Origin of the sequence: Haloarcula amylolytica JCM 13557, from assembly GCF_000336615.1 — an archaeon.
GTDB lineage: Archaea > Halobacteriota > Halobacteria > Halobacteriales > Haloarculaceae > Haloarcula > Haloarcula amylolytica.
Genome location: NZ_AOLW01000013.1, coordinates 1 through 16,780 on the forward strand (window position 1 = coordinate 1; position 16,780 = coordinate 16,780).

The 16,780-nt window shown below is 54.4% G+C and carries 12 protein-coding genes; 3 read left to right on the forward strand and 9 right to left on the reverse strand.

Features of this window, described 5'->3' with window-relative positions; genetic code table 11:
• Positions 1 to 76: 76 nt before the first annotated feature.
• Positions 77 to 4,186 (reverse strand): dockerin type I domain-containing protein, encoded by a 4,110-nt coding sequence (locus tag C442_RS21815; protein WP_161606623.1) that lies wholly within the window; start codon positions 4,184 to 4,186, stop codon positions 77 to 79.
• 145 nt (positions 4,187 to 4,331) lie between these two features.
• On the opposite strand from C442_RS21815, the gene C442_RS05765 reads away from it, so the two are divergent.
• The 3 genes from C442_RS05765 (at position 4,332) to C442_RS05775 (ending at position 7,213) form a co-directional block, all read left to right on the forward strand.
• Positions 4,332 to 5,180: a hypothetical protein gene (locus C442_RS05765; RefSeq protein WP_008308636.1), complete on the forward strand. Its 849-nt coding sequence runs from the start codon at positions 4,332 to 4,334 to the stop codon at positions 5,178 to 5,180.
• A gap of 535 nt (positions 5,181 to 5,715) precedes the next feature.
• Positions 5,716 to 5,868 (forward strand): DUF7837 family putative zinc-binding protein, encoded by a 153-nt coding sequence (locus tag C442_RS23220; protein WP_008308637.1) that lies wholly within the window; start codon positions 5,716 to 5,718, stop codon positions 5,866 to 5,868.
• Positions 5,869 to 6,241: 373 nt separating this feature from the next.
• The gene (locus C442_RS05775) at positions 6,242 to 7,213 is read left to right on the forward strand and encodes a hypothetical protein (protein WP_049942861.1); all 972 of its coding nucleotides are present in this window, start codon (positions 6,242 to 6,244) and stop codon (positions 7,211 to 7,213) included.
• Between the two features lie 214 nt (positions 7,214 to 7,427).
• Here the strand turns inward: C442_RS05775 and C442_RS05780 are convergent, their stop codons facing one another.
• The 8 genes from C442_RS05780 to C442_RS05820 form a co-directional block, all read right to left on the reverse strand.
• Positions 7,428 to 8,540: a tyrosine-type recombinase/integrase gene (locus C442_RS05780; RefSeq protein WP_008308639.1), complete on the reverse strand. Its 1,113-nt coding sequence runs from the start codon at positions 8,538 to 8,540 to the stop codon at positions 7,428 to 7,430.
• Between the two features lie 353 nt (positions 8,541 to 8,893).
• Positions 8,894 to 10,660 (reverse strand): transposase, encoded by a 1,767-nt coding sequence (locus tag C442_RS05785; RefSeq protein ID WP_008308641.1) that lies wholly within the window; start codon positions 10,658 to 10,660, stop codon positions 8,894 to 8,896.
• Between the two features lie 145 nt (positions 10,661 to 10,805).
• Positions 10,806 to 11,348, reverse strand: coding sequence for a hypothetical protein (locus C442_RS05790; RefSeq protein WP_008308643.1), 543 nt, complete (start codon positions 11,346 to 11,348; stop codon positions 10,806 to 10,808).
• Positions 11,349 to 12,074: 726 nt separating this feature from the next.
• Positions 12,075 to 12,611, reverse strand: coding sequence for a hypothetical protein (locus C442_RS05800; RefSeq protein WP_049942862.1), 537 nt, complete (start codon positions 12,609 to 12,611; stop codon positions 12,075 to 12,077).
• 137 nt (positions 12,612 to 12,748) lie between these two features.
• On the reverse strand, positions 12,749 to 13,267 hold the full coding sequence (locus tag C442_RS05805; RefSeq protein WP_008308649.1) for a hypothetical protein: 519 nt from the start codon (positions 13,265 to 13,267) through the stop codon (positions 12,749 to 12,751).
• A gap of 28 nt (positions 13,268 to 13,295) precedes the next feature.
• Positions 13,296 to 14,249: a hypothetical protein gene (locus tag C442_RS05810; RefSeq protein WP_008308651.1), complete on the reverse strand. Its 954-nt coding sequence runs from the start codon at positions 14,247 to 14,249 to the stop codon at positions 13,296 to 13,298.
• Complete coding sequence (locus C442_RS05815) at positions 14,249 to 14,836, reverse strand: hypothetical protein (protein WP_152418440.1); 588 nt, start codon at positions 14,834 to 14,836, stop codon at positions 14,249 to 14,251. Before C442_RS05815 ends, C442_RS05810 begins: the two co-directional genes overlap by 1 nt.
• Before the next feature lie 736 nt (positions 14,837 to 15,572).
• Positions 15,573 to 16,115 (reverse strand): hypothetical protein, encoded by a 543-nt coding sequence (locus C442_RS05820; RefSeq protein ID WP_008308655.1) that lies wholly within the window; start codon positions 16,113 to 16,115, stop codon positions 15,573 to 15,575.
• Positions 16,116 to 16,780 lie beyond the last annotated feature (665 nt).

Below are 16,780 nucleotides of genomic sequence, written 5' to 3' on the forward strand. Positions count from 1 at the left end.
TTTGTGTCATAGGCAACCGAATCATCCCGCTTCAACTCCTTTGATTTAGCGACCTATCCCGACGCTGTCTAGTGATTCAACAGAGCCCTTGGAACACAACCATGCCAAAGTTGCGTCCCCATTGTCCATCTCCATCACTGGATGCTACACCCGCTTTATTTGACCAATCCGGAGCTTTGAAAAGTCCGTCTCCACCACCACTGGGCGTCAGATAGAGGTATACTTTATTTTCTGTGTCGTCATGGTAATTCTCTTGAATCTCATCTGCATCATCACGGGTTGTTGGTGGATACTCATTGTCTGGATCCGTCCACCACGACCCAGAAGCGTGAGTCAAATCGTCGCGGGTTAGTTCATCATCGATGTAATATGTGACATCCACATCATACATCTCATAATTCTCTGCGGCTGCTTTGACAGCATCAAGCATCACAGGGTCAACATCATCATCGTAGTCAACCTCAACTGAGAGGCTAGGTGATGGAGTGACAGAAGACGATGTTGGATTACCAGGCTGGCTGTCGTCAACAGACCGCCAATGTAGTTCGCCAATGTGGAGATTCGAATGCTCAAACAATTCATCACCGTCGATATCAATGCCACTTGGTGACGGTGCCTCCCACGTGCCGTGATACCCGGCCTGCTCAGAGATAATTTCGTTGCCTTCAATCCCACTTCCAGTGTTGAGATGCTCTCGATACAGTATCACGTTGTCAGTGTGGCCAACGCCATAGACGCCAATCCACCCATCCCAGTATTTGTCTCCGTCCGTATCAGCGTCAGTCGGATCTGTCCCAAAGGACAAATCGGGGTCTTCAGTAAGGGATGTTCTTCCCCAAAAACTCGTCTGTTTGGTCAGGCCCTTGACTTCCTGACCATCTGTGAGGCCGTCATCGTCGGTATCTGGGTCAAGCGGATCTGTCCCTTCAGAAAATTCTTGCTTATTCCCTAGCCAGGTATCTGTCCGACCTGTCCCGTCAAGAGCTGTGAACACGAGTTTGTCCCGTGTACTCGAACCAGCGTCGTCAATCACGAAGTCAAAATCTGCGCTTGCATCGTCGATATCGGCCCGGCCGTACATCGACGGGAAGCCAATAACCCGTCGTTGGCGCGGTGATAGCGATTCAATGAGTGCTTGGCTTTGTCTAACCCGCGGATCTGCAGACGTTGCCGAAGACGGGTTCAGGCCGAGGTTCTGTTCGCTTTCATCCCGCAGTCCGTCATCATCAGTATCTGGGTCAAGTGGGCTCGTCTTGATACGTTTGGACTGTGTTTGATCCCGCAGTGAGGCTCCTTGAGGGCTATTCGCACCTTTCACCGCGCCGGGCCCGACTTGGACGGTCCGAGTTTCAAATTCGGTGCCATCTGATAATCCATCACCGTCCGTATCTTGATTTGACGGATCACTGCGGAAAGACGTGATCGTCATCCGGTCCGCTACACCCAGTGGCCCGTACGAGATTTCTCGGCCATCACTGATTCCATCACCATCAGTATCGGCGTCGTGGGGGTCAAGTTCTATCAGATGGAACCGGTCGTACATCGCGATTATCTCTTTTTGCTCAATGTAGTCGTACAGGGAGTCCCCATCTGAATCCGCGTACACCTTTGTCCGGAAACTAGCTTCGACATTGTGTGCTTCAATGGAAATTTGGAAACGCTCTCCAGGGAAGGACTCTAAGTCGATAGTCCGGGTATTACCCCCATTTGTTCCTAACTGTAGTTTTCGAGTCCAATCACGGTTTACGGCTGATATCTCGACAGTAATCGACGGGTTCGTTCCTATCGGCGCTGAATCATGGTGTAGTTTCAGTTCCTCAGAATCAGATTGATGGAATTCTAAAACCGCACTGGTCGTATTCTGTTCACTAGTGATGGCTGGTTGTATCAGAGCTGCTGAAGATGAACCCTTTTGAGCATCTGCAGTGTCAGTGTTCACCCGCAAATAGGAAGGATTCTTGACCCGATATTGCCGGCCCGTATCTGGAATCTGCTGTGTGCCCGAAGCAGGACTAATCGACTGAATGCAAATAGTCTGGTTTTCGAGGGTAGAGCCGTTTTTTATTGAGACATTCTGTTGTATTCCCCGGCAATTTGAGATTCCTTCGTTCGGGCCTGAATCTTCATCTTTCGTACCAGCGACAAGTCGCAACTCTGTCTCATCATAGAATCTCGGTTTATCTTGCTCGTATATTAGAGGGGTAGCTGGTGTCGAATCCCAGTGACACTCTCCCGAACAGTCAAATGAGGTGAGGTTTGAACGTGACAGTGGAGTCTTCGGGGCAATGCTGTCTGCCGCAATAACCTCGCCTTGAGTACGTGCAACTACTTCTGGCACAAAGAAGGAAAAATTCTGCACGGTAGCCGAAACAGTTCGGTTTTCAGCATCTACTGTGGAATTGATTGGTTGATACGGTTGCGATGTAGACCCATTCCATTTTAACATTGTCAACCGTCGAAGTTCCGATTCTGGCACTGAGGAGTCAATCGGTATTGTCACGGTCGCTGACTCGAATGATGTCTCATTTCTTACGTGAAGAATCGGTCCCGCAGTCATGTTTGTTTTATTAACACCAGAAGAAAGCGTCTTGACAGAGACGTCCTGAGAAACACCCATTGACCCTTGGATTTCTACCGTCGCGTTTGAAGTCTCTGGAGAGATGGTTATGGTGACAGTCTCATTTCGGTCTGGAGTTCCGTCTCCGTCTGAGTCTCTTGACAGAGGATCAGTCCCCTGTTTGACTTCAAGCCCATCGGGAACGGTATCATTATCAGTGTCAATTACCAGTGGATTGGTCCCATAGTGTTTGATCTCTTCTGCATCTGTGAGACTATCGCCATCCGTATCATTGACCGATAGTAACGTCCCGTTATCCAATTCAGCGCGGTTAGTGAGTCCATCAGTATCAATGTCTTCTACTCCGTCCAGCGTTCCATCACTATCCGTATCATTGTGTGTAGCATTGAGTGCACCTATTGGTTCCTCAAACCCATCTGGCAACCCATCACTATCCGTATCTGCTTCAAACGGATTCAATCCGACATCAAGCTCAGTACGAGTGACGAGTTTATCATCATCAAAATCTTCTTGGCCATCACGGACACCATCAGCATCACTGTCGGCTAGGTTCGGATCTGTTCCTATTTGAACTTCTTCCCCGTCGGTCAGCGTATCGTCGTCAGAGGTTTGACTTCGCGGATCTGTCCCGAATTTGTTCACCTCATTACCATCGGAGACAGAGTCGTAGTCCGTATCTGGTTGCCGAACAGAAGTGTTGTATCTTAATTCGGTTTCGACCGTCAGCCCGTCTCCGTCCAAATCTTCTTCGGCGTCTGTGACTCCGTCTCCATCGGTATCAGGATTGGTTGGATCTAATTCTTGTATAGGCGTCTCAAACCCGTCTGAAAGGCCATCACCGTCAGTGTCGTTGTCTCTGGAGTCGGTTCCTTCCCGAAATTCCGTGTACGCTACCAGACTATCTGAGTCCCAATCCTCAAGACCATCAATGATATTGTCACCGTTGCTATCTGCTTGTGTCGGGTCAGTACGAGTGACACTCCGTTCATATGAATCCGGCAGCCCATCACCGTCAGTATCATTCACCAAGGTTGATTGACCTTTGTTGAATAGCCACTGAATATCCCCGACATCGGTTCGGTTGTCACCCGTGTAATCATACGCGCTCCAGTTAGCACCGGCTGCTGTGGATCCCAAGTGACGAGACAGGGCGTCAACGTCGACGATGTTGACAGCGCCATCGCCGTTGACGTCTTCGTAGAGTCCGTCGCCATCTGGATCAGTAGGCTGGTTATCGCCAACGAGCGGGTACGGGTGAGAGTCGTTTTCCCGGGGCGCTAACTGCTCAATAGCACTCGCATTCGGCTTGGTTGAGCCATTCCAGCTGGTCGAAAGTGGTCCGGTCGCCTGGTTCCCAGCCGTAGAGGTGGGTGTCTGTGTCGATTGTGTCCGTGTCGGCTCATTTCCAGCCGTCGAGGCGGGTGTCTGTGTCGGCTCGTTCCCGGCCGTGGTGACGGCCTGGTTTCCGGCACTTGTACCAGGGATGTCATTGCCAGCCGTCTGCAGTGGGCCAGCCCCGGTACCGGTCATCATTCCCGATACGGGACCGACAGTCACTAATAGTAATACACCAAATAACGCTTGTAATTTTGTCGTTGAACTTGCCATATAAACCCCCACCAGAGGTAGTATTGTGAGTTTGAATCAGTAACCAGAATACTTAATCCTACTTATTGAGACAGTATATTTAATGAGGAAGCTTGCGACAGTATTCGGCCTTTGTATAGCAGTATCCCTCTGGGCGGGGATCGCGATGGGGGCGGGAACGACCAGTGTCGTAGTCCAGCAGTCGACTGACACTGTTACGGTTGGAAACACAACCACTGTTGATATCGTAGTCACGTCGACCACAGGCGGGGTCGGCTCACTGGATCTCGATATCGCAAGCACCAACGATTCGGTTGCAACAGTCTCGAACACGTCTGTTGCTGGAAATCCAGAAACAGTCCAGTCCTCTGAGGAGGCAAACGGCGTCCGTATCGCGGCGACTGGAATGGATACCGCCGATAGTGGCTCGATATCTGTTGTCTCTGCCACGCTCACCGGCAAGGCTGTCGGGACGAGCGATGTGGATCTGACCGTTGCAGCCGTCGGTGACGAATCCGGGACCGCATACAATGTCACCAGCGTCCGCGATGGAACACTGACAGTCAAGTCCGGAGAAAACGCAACGGAGACGCCAACACCGACTCCGGCTGCAACAGAAACACCAACAGAAACTCCTACCGAGGAAGACTCGTCGAGTTCAGGCGGTAGTAATGATGACGGTGATAATGATGGCGGAGATGACGATGATGGTAGCGACTCCAGCGGCAGTGACTCTGGTGACACAGTAACAGCGACGGCCACACCGACAGTAACGGAACCGACGCCCAGTGACACCCCAACAACAACGGCCACGGAAACTGAACACTCGACCGAGACAGACACCAAGCAATCAACCTCAACCCAGACCAGCAGTGGTGGGCCAGCAATCACCCCATCTCAGACCGGGACCACAGACACTGTCGAGCCGTCTGGCGGCTCACCCACGAATCTGCTTATTGCCGGGAGCATGATCGTCGCTGTTCTCGGTGGGATCATCATCTATCGTCGGTTGTAGAAGCGAGTCCAAGACACACGAGACATTCTCACCTCGCTGACCGACTCAATTGGCTGGCGTCTATAGCCTCCATGTGAAGAGGTACTGGCAACTTCCCCACCGTCGATGATCTCGTTCGGTTACCATCGGCTCGTCGATTCCGTCCTTCGACGCCACACTCGTCAGGGCGATGGAACCGAACGCCCCGCCACCGATGACTCACTGGCAGGCGTTAGACGAACTCCAACAGGCCGGTGTGTCGGTATTCGTCTCGATGTCGCTCACATACCCGACGATGGGCGAAGACGACGTTCACGAGCTACTCAGCTATGTTAGAGCACTCGGGGCAGGTCGTCGGTTCTGGCAGCTCCCCATCCTCGGTTGCCTCGAACCAATCGCCGATACAGTGCCAGCGCTGTTCGCAACCGGGACAGTACGGCGAGCCCGTGCCCCAGCGTTGTGTCGGGAGGTTGAGACCCTGGCTAACACTTATTTCCGAAGACAGGCAATTTTGCGTGGAAGGAACACTGTCACACGCTCCTTCCATCCCCTTTCCATGCCTGATGACACGCGAAGTCTCGGTCGCTGCCCAAACTGCGACGAGCGTATCACAACTCCGTGGCTGCTGGTTGAATACGAGAAAGATGACGGCACGGAGGGTATCTGGGCCGAGTGTCCAATGTGTGAAGATGTCGTTGCGCCGGAGTAGTCTCACAGTGGACGGGACCTCTCCTTGCGCAGTTTACGAGAGGGCGGTATCCATTCTTAGCCGACTTTACCATGTCCAACCACCATCGGAAATCAAGAGAACCCTAAGGTAGTTGAAGTCCTAATAAGGCGATTCAGTTCAGCATCTAATTTATGACTGAGCCAGCCACCAGCCACACTTGTGACCCAGCCATCTTAGGCAGCTATCTTCCCTGAGGAGTGTCTATTTCGTTGTCACGGAAGCCCGATCAACAGTTCCAATAGTGAGAATTCTAAATGGGTTTCACAGAGTTTCTGAATCCAGTTTTATCGCCAATTACAAATATCGGAAATAAGATACCTATATCCACCGATCCCTCGGATGGTGTATACTAATGACTGAAAAGACACGTCGTCGACTTTTGACTGGTATCGGCACTTCACTATCTCTCGGCATTGCTGGATGTAGTGGTAATTCTGGCGGAGGGAATAGTACAGGAAACAGCTCTAATGGCAACAGTGGAGAGGATGGTAGTCTTCTAGATACCGGCTCCAACGTTTTCTCCGGATTCTCTTGGGAAGATTACACGCTGAATGTGTCGCTTGAAACGACCGAAGGATATGACCAGATCGTTGCGTTTCACGACGGCGAAAAGTTTGCAGACACCAGCGTGACGCCGTCAGCTGGGAAAGTGACACTTGATTTCACTGACTACCAGCCGGGTACCTATCGATTCGCCGCGATCAACTCTGATGATGACAGCGTCACCGACGAAATAGAGCAGGAGTTTACCCCGAACCTCCAGCTCGTTGAGTGGAAAACAGCAACCGAAACAGGCAATTACACGCCTGAAAACGAAGTAGCCATCGCCAGCCCGGTGTTGACGGTCGAAAACACTGGAGCTGCGCCAGATCAACTCAATTGGGTTGGATACGAATCCGAAACGTACACTGCAGAGTGGTATCCCCCAGGGGAAGACGACGAGACCACCAGTATACCTCAGTCTTGGTCGCCGGAAAGTCAACAAGAGTATCTGAGTAAACCACCCTCATTTAGCAGTGGCGTAGAAGTTCCTGTAACACTCCAACCAGGTGAAAGCCGACAGTTTGTTGAGAAACAATCAATTCTTGCTGGCGGGTTGAACTCTCCAAACTCTTATGATTTTCAAGATGAGGAAACGGCAGGTTGGTCAGTTCAGCAGGGGCTTGAGTACAACGTCACGGTCTCAATTGCGACGAAGTACAGTGGTCTGAACTCCAAGACGAAGACTGTCGTTTGGAAACAAGTCGCTGAGGTCGAGTCGTTGGAAGAACAGCCAGAAAGTGCGTCCATCGTCACAAAAGACTCGAAGAATAGCAGTTCGTAACTTCTCTAGGGCTTTGGTATTTTCAAGCATACGCTGATAGAAACTGTAGGTGTTTCTTATTCGAGGGGTTAGACCTACGGGAATGTGCTAGACAGCGGGCGTCGATGAGAATAGCGAATTGGGGCTACTCTCCTTGCCGATGGGAATCCCGTCGACGCGGCTCCTGACTGGGCTAACCAACAAATTGAGTATCTCCGCCGTTTCGTTGGTTAGCCTACTCACCGCCGATGATATCGTTCGCTTCGTCACGCGTGCGTTTTGCGGCCTCCTGTGCGTAGCCCTCGTGGGTTGTCTCGATAGACTTGTGCCGGAGTACGTCCTGTGCCAGCTGTGGGTTCTCGCGATAGATTTCTCGTCCGAGCCCACGGCGGGCACCGTGTGGCTTCAGTGGCTCCTCGAACTCGTAGTCGGACCACTCACAGAGTTTGGCGAGGATATCCCGAGCCGACTGCGTTGTGATCGACGGCGTTGGGTCCAGTGCCTTCGCCGCGTTGTCGAGTCTGGGAAACACAGCTTCATTCTCGTCGGGCTCTCGAAGTTGCTTCCAGCGCCGAAGCGGGCGAAGCGCGTCATCGAGGATCGGCGCAGACTCGCGGGTGCGGTTCNCATTCTCGTCGGGCTCTCGAAGTTGCTTCCAGCGCCGAAGCGGGCGAAGCGCGTCATCGAGGATCGGCGCAGACTCGCGGGTGCGGTTCTTGCCGAACACCTGCATTGTGCCGGCTTCGAGGTCGACATGACGCCACCGCAGTCCGTTACGCTCTTCATCATCGGAGACGGCGACGAGTTCCGCGCTACGGGCTCCCGAATACGCGAGCAAGAAGACGAGTGCCTGGTCACGGTAGGCCGCCATGCGGTCGATGGTGTCGCCTTCCCCGGCTTGGTCGACGCGGGCAGTCGCAGTGGCACAGATTGCGTCGCGGTCGCGTGTACTCCAGTACTGCTGGGCTGTTTCAGTCTCATCGGTCGGGAGCGGCCCTTCGGCGTGGTTGGTCTTGGCCGGGTTCGTCGGGATCAAGCCCTCGTAGACGGCCCATGTGAGAAACGAGCGGACGTAGGCGAAGTAGCGTCGGGCGGTCTCTGGCGAGATATTGTCTCTATCGTCGGCCCGGGCCAGGTCACGAGCGTACTGTCGGCAGAGATCATCGTCGATATCCTCGGGACTGGAGATGGTATGCTGGTCCCGAGCCCACGTTGCGAACTTTCGCAGCACGCTGGCGACGTTTGTTCGGTAGCGCCCGGAGTCGATATCGACGAGTCGTTTCTCGATGGCGGCTTCGAGGGCGTCATCCCCAGGAGTAGCGTCGTATGCAGGCGGAAGACGATCCATGCTTCCCGTACAGCGGCCTCCCGCCTAAAACTGGTGGTGCTTATTACTCTAATACAAACCTAATCTACGAACCAGAATATCCGCGTTTCAGGCACTCTATGTGTGAATATTCGGGCTTTCTGTGTCTGATAAAGTCTATGTAGCTATATCAATCTCGCTCAATTTTGAAGTTGAGACTGCACCGGGCTTAGCGGGGCTATAATGCGTGGATTCAGCCGATTCAGTGAACGGGAATTGACTTAGATTGCTCTCCAAACGGCTTCTTGGTACGTTGCCAATCAAATGGGCGAATTTTCGAGACTTCCGGCAGTGTAGCCACTCAAACACCGCGCTAACCCGAACAAAGCACCCTGCTACCCAATTCCTGTCTCCTTCTTCAGCAACGTCAGCGTGTTGTCGGCTGTCACAATTGGCGAGTGTTCGTATTCACCGGTCAATTCGACCTGCACGAGCAGATCGACCGCTCGCCAGATCGAGTAGAGCAGGCACGCAAACGCGAAGTAAAAGAATCGGAGTCCGAAGTGCTTCGAGGTCGTCACGGCCATGAACCGCTTAATCGACCTGTAACCACTTTCAATCTCCCATCGATACCCATACTCGGTAAGATAGGCGCTGCTGGTATTTGTCATGAACACCGAGTACTGTCGATGATCGTCGTGCTCTGAGTCCTCTTTTCGCCGATAGATCAGCGTCGTCTCGTGCCATTCGTTCTTCCCGAGATGCAGTTTCCTATCGGTGTCGTATCGATCCTGGCCGCGCTGGAGCAACCGTTTGGCCTGCGCTTTCTCGCTGGTTTGCATCCGCTTCGGGACAACATACGACAGTCCACGTTGGCTGAGCATCTCTAGAATATGCTGACTGTCGAACTCCCGATCCATCAGCACATTATCGACGTGAACCAACTCCTCGGCAGAGTTGAGCAGGTCCTCGACTATCTCTTTGCGAGTCTCGCCTTTCCGAATCGGGCGTGCGTCTAACACGATTGGGACGGCATTGCCGACCAACTGGACCGTCGCCCACTGATAGGCGTACTCATCGGTCTTCTCCTGTGTCCCAATAATCTCGTCTTCGTGCCCGGTCCTGTCGCCTGTGAACGGGTCCGCTTCAGTAATATCGATAGCGACGATCCCCGCTCGGAAGAACTCCCCCGTCTCCGCTGCTTCCTCCAACAATCGATTCACAGCCTTCCAGTACATCTCCCGGACCTGTTCAATCGAGAGATCACGAATCTGATCCCGATGGGCGTGTCCCAACGGCGTCCGATCTCGGTTCGACTCATAGACGAAACTTCGGGCTCCTTCGTTAACAGCCAACCGCTCCCGAAGCCCGAGATACGTTTGTAAGTCCCAATACGCGTTCTCGTGGATTTCACAACCATCACCACGATCTAACGAGAAGGCTGGGAAGACGATACGGCTGACGTGGTCTGTTATCGATGCTGCTTCGTCGAGAACGGTTTGATCGTCTGGGTCTGATTTGTTCGCTTCGTCATCTTGCGATGGAAAGCTACGTTCTGGCTCGCCCGGAACAGCAACGCCCGCGTTCTGAGCTTTGATTAGAATCGTCCGCGCAGCAGCCTCAATTGTCTCGCGAAGCTCTGCAGTGAATCGTTCGTGCCAGCTTCGCCACAGCGTCGACTGGTCTGGGACGGTCTCTATGTCTAGTTGTTCACGGAGTTCAGGATGGTGAGTGAGGTACGTGAGGAGTGCCGTCTCGTGGGTCCAGCCATGGATTTCTTTGAGTAGAAACAGTCGGAAAAGTTGGGCCATCTCGTACTGAGTAGCTCCAGAATACCGGTCATGTGGCCCAAACTCGACATATGCTACTGGGTAGTGAGACACGAACTCGTCGACGGAGTGGTGGTCCTCATGGTCGAACCATGTGGACGCAACGGTCCAGATGTCTTCTTCCAGGCCGGCGAGNTGAGACACGAACTCGTCGACGGAGTGGTGGTCCTCATGGTCGAACCATGTGGACGCAACGGTCCAGATGTCTTCTTCCAGGCCGGCGAGCGAACTCCGGTCATAGAGTGGTGTCGAATCATACGCTGGCCATTCAGCGTATGACTGCTGTGCGATTCGTCGAAAGACAGTGCGTCGTGAATCACAGCTCGCAACCAATACGAGATGCTGGCCACGGCAGGCTCAAGAATCCGTTTACTGCTCAGTACTCGTACTTACTGGTCAACTCCACCTGCACAAGCAGATCCACCGCTCGCTATATCGAGTACATCAATACGTGAACGCGAAGTAGGTATGTTTGATCTCACTCACACGAATAGCCGGTAAACGGTTGCTCGCGGCCGGCGGTGACAGCGACGAAAGTCAGGCCTGTCTCGTCGCAGTTCGCGGTGACAAGCGTCGCGACGTGGTCATCACGACGGTCGACTACGATGAGCGTGTCCCCCGTCTCGAAGTCGGTGACGTTCGTCTGCATCTGCTCGTCGGGTGCCAGTCGGTAGGTACCCACCGACTCCGTTCGATTCGGCGGGAAGCCAAGCGACGTGACAGTCCCCAGGCCCTCGTTGAACGAGATTGTCACGAGCCCCTGTCCGATCGGCAGGTATTCTACGTCTCTATTTGCCCGGTCTACGGCGACCGAATCCGGGCCGAGTTCGCCATCCGCGACCATCACAGAGAACTCGTGTGTCGTATTCCCCTCGTTGGCGATTTGGAGGGCCACCGGCCCGGTCTGGCCCGGCGACGTTCCGAAGCCGAAACAGCCAGCAGTGAGCGAGAGGAATACGAAACCGATGGCAATTGCCGCACGGCGACCAGCCGATTCATTGGCGGAGTGGGATAGTAACATGGAGTGGTTCTCAATCGGCTGCTCCTAGAGGGACACGGATGCTTGGCTAATTGCAGGCGTAGGCGGCTGATGTTCGAACCGGGTCCGCAATGATCGAGACGAAGTCCAGCCCCAAGTCGTCGCAGTTGGCCGTAATCAACGTCGAAATCCGGCCGTCCCTACGGTCGACGACTACCAGCGTGTCNGAGACGAAGTCCAGCCCCAAGTCGTCGCAGTTGGCCGTAATCAACGTCGAAATCCGGCCGTCCCTACGGTCGACGACTACCAGCGTGTCACCGGTCTGGAAGTCCGTGATATTTGTCTGAACACTCTCGTTCGGAGCCAACCGAAATTTTTCTTGTGAGACGACTCTGTTTCCCGGCAGTTCAATTGATTCCACGTCGGGTAGCGCGCTCGAGAACCTGTACGTCACCAACCCCTGCTTCGGTGAGACGTAGCCGACATCTCTCCCGACTCGGTCGATCCCAACCGATTCATTCCCGAGTTCTCCCGAGACGACCGATACTGACATTTCGTGGGTCGCGTTGCCACTGTTCGCGAGGTGCAGGGTCACCGGCCCGGTCTGGCCCGAGGGTGCGCCGAAGCCCAGACAACCAGCAGTGAGCAACAGGAGCACGAGACCAATGGCTATCGCTGCGTGGCGACCGGCCGATTCGTCGGCGGAGTGGAGCGGTAGCATGGATTGGTTCTTGAATGGGGTTGTTTTAGGGTGAAACGGATGCCGGGTTAGTAGCAGCCGTACGCGGCTGAGGTCCGGGCCGAGCCAGCGATGATCGAGACGAAGTCCAGCCCAGACTCGTCGCAGTTGGCGGCTACGAGCGCGACAACGCGACCTTCGCGGCGGTCGAAGACGACGAGTGTGTCACCCGTTTCGAAGTCGGTGACGTTGATTCGTTTGGTTTCCCCGGCCGGAACCCGGTGGGTGCCGACGGTTCGGGTCCGGTTTGCCGGTAACTCGATCCGCCTCACGTGGTGGATAGTAGTGTTGTAATTTACCGTCGTGAGCCCTTGCCCGTAACCGGTGTACACCACGCTCTGATTGTCCCGATGGAATGCGACCGCGTTCGGGCCGACCTCGCCGTCCACGACAGATACTTCGAACTCATGTGTGACGTTGTCGTCCGAGGCAAGTGAGAGGCTCACGGGACCCTCCTGACCCACTGAACCACCAAGACAGCCAGCGAGGAGGGCGAGTGTTAGGAGACCGAGGACTATCACCGCGTGGCGACCGGCCGATTCGTTGGCGGAGTGGAGTAGTATCATGGAGTGGTTCTTGAATGGCGTCCTCATAGGGGAGGGAGACCGGGCTATTAGCAGGCGTAGCTGGCTGAGGTCCGGACCGGGCCTGCGGTGACTGAGACGAAGTCCAGCCCCAAGTCGTCGCAGTTNAGACCGGGCTATTAGCAGGCGTAGCTGGCTGAGGTCCGGACCGGGCCTGCGGTGACTGAGACGAAGTCCAGCCCCAAGTCGTCGCAGTTTGCCGTAATGAGGGCTCCTACGTGGTTATTCGATTTATCGACCACGACGAGGGTGTCGCCCGTTTCGAACCCCGTCACGTTCATTTGATGCTGTTCGCCTGGCGCAAGGTCGTAGGTCCCGATTGACCGGGTACGATTTGCCGGAAGCTCAATTCCCGAAACCGTATCGTACTTCTTGGGAAATATATACGTGCTCAGTCCCTGCTTGGGTGATGCGTAACTGGTCGGCTCGTCTGGCCTGTGGATAACGGTGCCATTCTGACCGATCTCACCCTCAACCACTGAGACGGAGAATTCGTGGCTCACGTTCCCGTCGTTTGTCAGATACAACTCTACTGGTCCCTCTTGTCCCGACGAAGCACCCATACAGCCAGCCGCGAGGAGAGTCAGCACTGTCACCAGCAAGACGGCGAGTGAAGTACGATTGAGAGGGATTGTCATCTGTTTGTTAAATTGTCAGTCATGTGGATTAGAATGGCGATGGGAACATCGGAGACGAGAACTGGCTCTCTAGGGTTTGCGCTTGGAGTTTGCTGCCGCCTTGTGCTTCTTCCATCACCGGATGCGGTCCTTTTCCATCATCAAATGTTTTCCTGTACCTGTCCCCGAGCTGGGCGAACGGGCGGAAGGGAGTCCGATCCGGTGAAGTCCCGTCCAGAACGAATTCGTCGAACGCTGGATTCTTCCCGTCGCGAGTCCACTCGGTACCCTCACGGAAGGGCGGCTTGTCGACCTGCGAGTCTCCTAAGTACAACGCGTGTGCTGGGTACCTACTGGCGTCCCAGACCCGAACTATCTTCGCCCCGTCGGCCATGAACACCACGTCGAGGAAGGCGTAGAACGCTGGGGGAGTCAGGTAAAAATTGGCTAGGTTCCCCGGCACTCTGGCTCGGGGAAACAGCTGCGATAGAGTGTATCCCCTTTTTTTGGCTTCAACCAGGTAGGTGTCGTTCCCACCGAAGATGAGGGACGCGCGGAGCCCCTCGACATCCCCGACGTTGACCTCCTGCTTCTTGAAGAACGGGCCTTTCCTGTTGGCCTGGAGAAAACCCTCACTTCCGTCGAGGTTCGCCATAAGATCACGACCCTTGCTGCGTTCGCCCTCGAGAGTTATTGGTGCGAGATCTCGCTCCTGAGAGACCGTCGGGGAGCTGATCGTCTTCCCGTTAGTCTCGAAGGAGAGCTTGAGCCCCGTCTTGACACGGTAGTCCGGAAACGTCCGCGAGGGATATTCCTCAAGTGACTTGTTCTTGGTGGTGGCAGCCTTTAGCGACGAGGGCAGCGACCGTCGATTGTCACCGTGGAAGATATCGTCCCACATCCCGGGGATCGCGCTGTTTGTCGTTCGCCCGCCGCTTTTGGAGTTCTCGGAATACCCCGGAATCATGGTGACGACGTTGGCCAGTTGGGACTTTCGCGCCATCACTCGTCACCTCCGAAGACGAACGTGTCACCGTCGATTGTCACTTCCAGGCCGCCGTCGTCGGTAATCCGTCCCTCGTAGTCCAGTTCTGTCCCGTCAGCGTACACGAACTGGCCCCGCTGGATCGTGTCGGTAAGTTCGTCGACGGTAACGTCCGTCCGGAACCCGTTCTCGCGCTGGAGGCGACGGCGGTTGCGCAGCCAGCGGCGTCGGTTGTATGTGGTTGGATCATCCCCCGTTCGAATGTTGTCGAGGTAGACAGTCCCATTGTATCCCTCGCCAGGCCCACGGCCGTTCGAGTTTGTCGGTGGCTCGTCGTCGCTGGCGTACCACGCTACTTCCAGTCGACGCGCCGCCGCACGGACATCTTCGTCGATGTCCCGCAAGTCCCAGGCCAGTCCAGCACCGTACCGCTGTTTGACACTAAACGGCCGGGACTCGACGACATCATGTGGACCGCGGGGGTGGAGCCGAAACCGAAAGGTTACAGCCGAGTCTGCTTCGGCGACTTCGCCGGGAAGGACATCAGCGAACAGGAAGGATCCGTCACCGAGGAGGGAGTTTCGACCGCGTGCTTTAGTGAACACCGCGGGCTGGGGGTCGCCGTCGGACGTGACCGCGAGCGCCGACTTCCCACGCGTGACAGGTGCAGGTTTGTCACTGTGGCTAACGGTCTCAAGTGTATTCCCTCCGGAAGTCTTCCATCCATCGACTCCGTCCTCAAAATCACCGAGAATATTGTCCGACGCAGCACCGGCCATTCCCGTCGTTCCCGATAACACCCCGCCAGCGATCCCCGCTGTTCCGATACCTCGAAGAACCTGACGCCGAGAAAACAGTCCAAATTTGCTGTTTCCTTTAATCTGACCTGCTGAGCCTGTTGTATTCGAATAATTCTGTTTGGAGTTCCTGTCTTTCACATGTCACTATTAATGTACTCTACTATATATATTTTCATTGTTATTTCCATCCAACATTCATTTCTCAGTTGGTGTACCGTTCTTAGGAGGACACATCAAACTCAACGTCTGGGGGTAGAGGAGTTGAGATAACAGCGGGTTTAGTGGTGCTGTAATACGTGAACTGTCCAAAATTCGCTCTCTTAAAACCCCTGCCAATAACACTTCTAACTTACTTGCGGTCAATACGAAAGCACCATTTTACGGGTGATTCAGCTGCATTCCCCCCGAAGCACTGACCGTGGATGTTTACTACAGGCCAAAACCGTTCAAGACAGAGATCCGATTCGGTACTGCGAAACATGACGCGCCAACTGTCCCGTCCTCCCACCGGTACCTGTGACGAGACGGCCCCAGCCTGCAACTAATCCGGAGGTCGGGGTCTAAACCGTTTGACCAACACGTAGCCGCCGACCGCACTGACCGCTGTAACGATGGCGACACACACCGATAGAATAACCGCGATAGGGAGGGCGAATATGATACCTAGGAGCGCGATCGCCGGAGACTGAACCGCGATGGCACCCCAAGCGATAGCCGCCCCGAGCCAAACTGTTACGAATGGCCCGACGATGACCGTGGTGACGACAGCCACGTCCGTCGATCGACCGGCGTGTCCACCCCGGCGGGCGAGTGACAGTGTTAGTGCCGTTATCACGAGCGGCACGAGGACCAGAACGCCAACGTGATAGAAAAGCGACTGCTCAAAAAAGGACTCCAGGATGTAGTAGGTGACTTCAAGGGAGTCACGACCGCCAGCGTTGACGTACTCGCTGGTCACCAGAGGGACAAGAAAGTACGCGACCGCTCCAACCAATCCCGTCGTTACCCCACTAAGGATGGCCAGAACTCCCGGTTCTATCTCACCGATCGATCCCGACGTCGTACGCTGTGGGGCCTCAGTCATGTTTTGTTGGCCGCCTACTCGTAAGTGGTCTTCGACCCGCGCGGATCCAGCTTGTGACAGATACTGGTCCGCCTGTCCGGGGGGTAGGGACTGTCACTTCGGACAGTAGGGGAACGTGCTGATCTCGCTGGGTGCCGTTTCACATTCATTGCACGGACATGGCTGAGATAAATGTTTTCTATTTGATGGGATAGTTAAACTTGGCTCCGAGTTGCACAATCAGTAATGAACCGCTGATAGACCTCTCAGTAGTCAACACGCATCCGGAATTAACAATTTATTCGAGGGTGCTACAGAAACATTCACACACTTCGGCGATTTCTGAATGACGGATAGAAATAGATGTGTACTTGGTACACGACAATTCCAGGCAGTTTCAGAAATGCCGAAAGAGAAGTTTGGGATCTCAGTAGACGAAGGTATAGTTCAACAGGTTAATGAATTAGCCGACGGATGGATTATCTTCAATCCAGAGGATGCGAAATTATCGAAGAGATCCCCACAGCGTACCTACAATCCGATGCTGACCACGTTGAACGAGTCCGCGAGCTGGTCATTCACAGAAGATAAGGAACTCTCAGTACCTCACAAAGCGTCACCCACTAATCCGATCTGAGTCACTTCTTCTGTCTCGATGAGCCGTCTGTAGCGGTCGATCTTCGCTG

What these genes read in the sequence shown, in the direction of transcription:
- C442_RS21815 (WP_161606623.1), bottom strand. Translation starts at nt 4,186, where the DNA reads ATGGCAAGTTCAACGACAAAATTACAAGCGTTATTTGGTGTATTACTA.
- C442_RS05765 (WP_008308636.1), top strand. Translation starts at nt 4,332, where the DNA reads ATGGGGGCGGGAACGACCAGTGTCGTAGTCCAGCAGTCGACTGACACT.
- C442_RS23220 (WP_008308637.1), top strand. Translation starts at nt 5,716, where the DNA reads ATGCCTGATGACACGCGAAGTCTCGGTCGCTGCCCAAACTGCGACGAG.
- C442_RS05775 (WP_049942861.1), top strand. Translation starts at nt 6,242, where the DNA reads ATGACTGAAAAGACACGTCGTCGACTTTTGACTGGTATCGGCACTTCA.
- C442_RS05790 (WP_008308643.1), bottom strand. Translation starts at nt 11,348, where the DNA reads ATGTTACTATCCCACTCCGCCAATGAATCGGCTGGTCGCCGTGCGGCA.
- C442_RS05800 (WP_049942862.1), bottom strand. Translation starts at nt 12,611, where the DNA reads ATGATACTACTCCACTCCGCCAACGAATCGGCCGGTCGCCACGCGGTG.
- C442_RS05805 (WP_008308649.1), bottom strand. Translation starts at nt 13,267, where the DNA reads ATGACAATCCCTCTCAATCGTACTTCACTCGCCGTCTTGCTGGTGACA.
- C442_RS05810 (WP_008308651.1), bottom strand. Translation starts at nt 14,249, where the DNA reads ATGGCGCGAAAGTCCCAACTGGCCAACGTCGTCACCATGATTCCGGGG.
- C442_RS05820 (WP_008308655.1), bottom strand. Translation starts at nt 16,115, where the DNA reads ATGACTGAGGCCCCACAGCGTACGACGTCGGGATCGATCGGTGAGATA.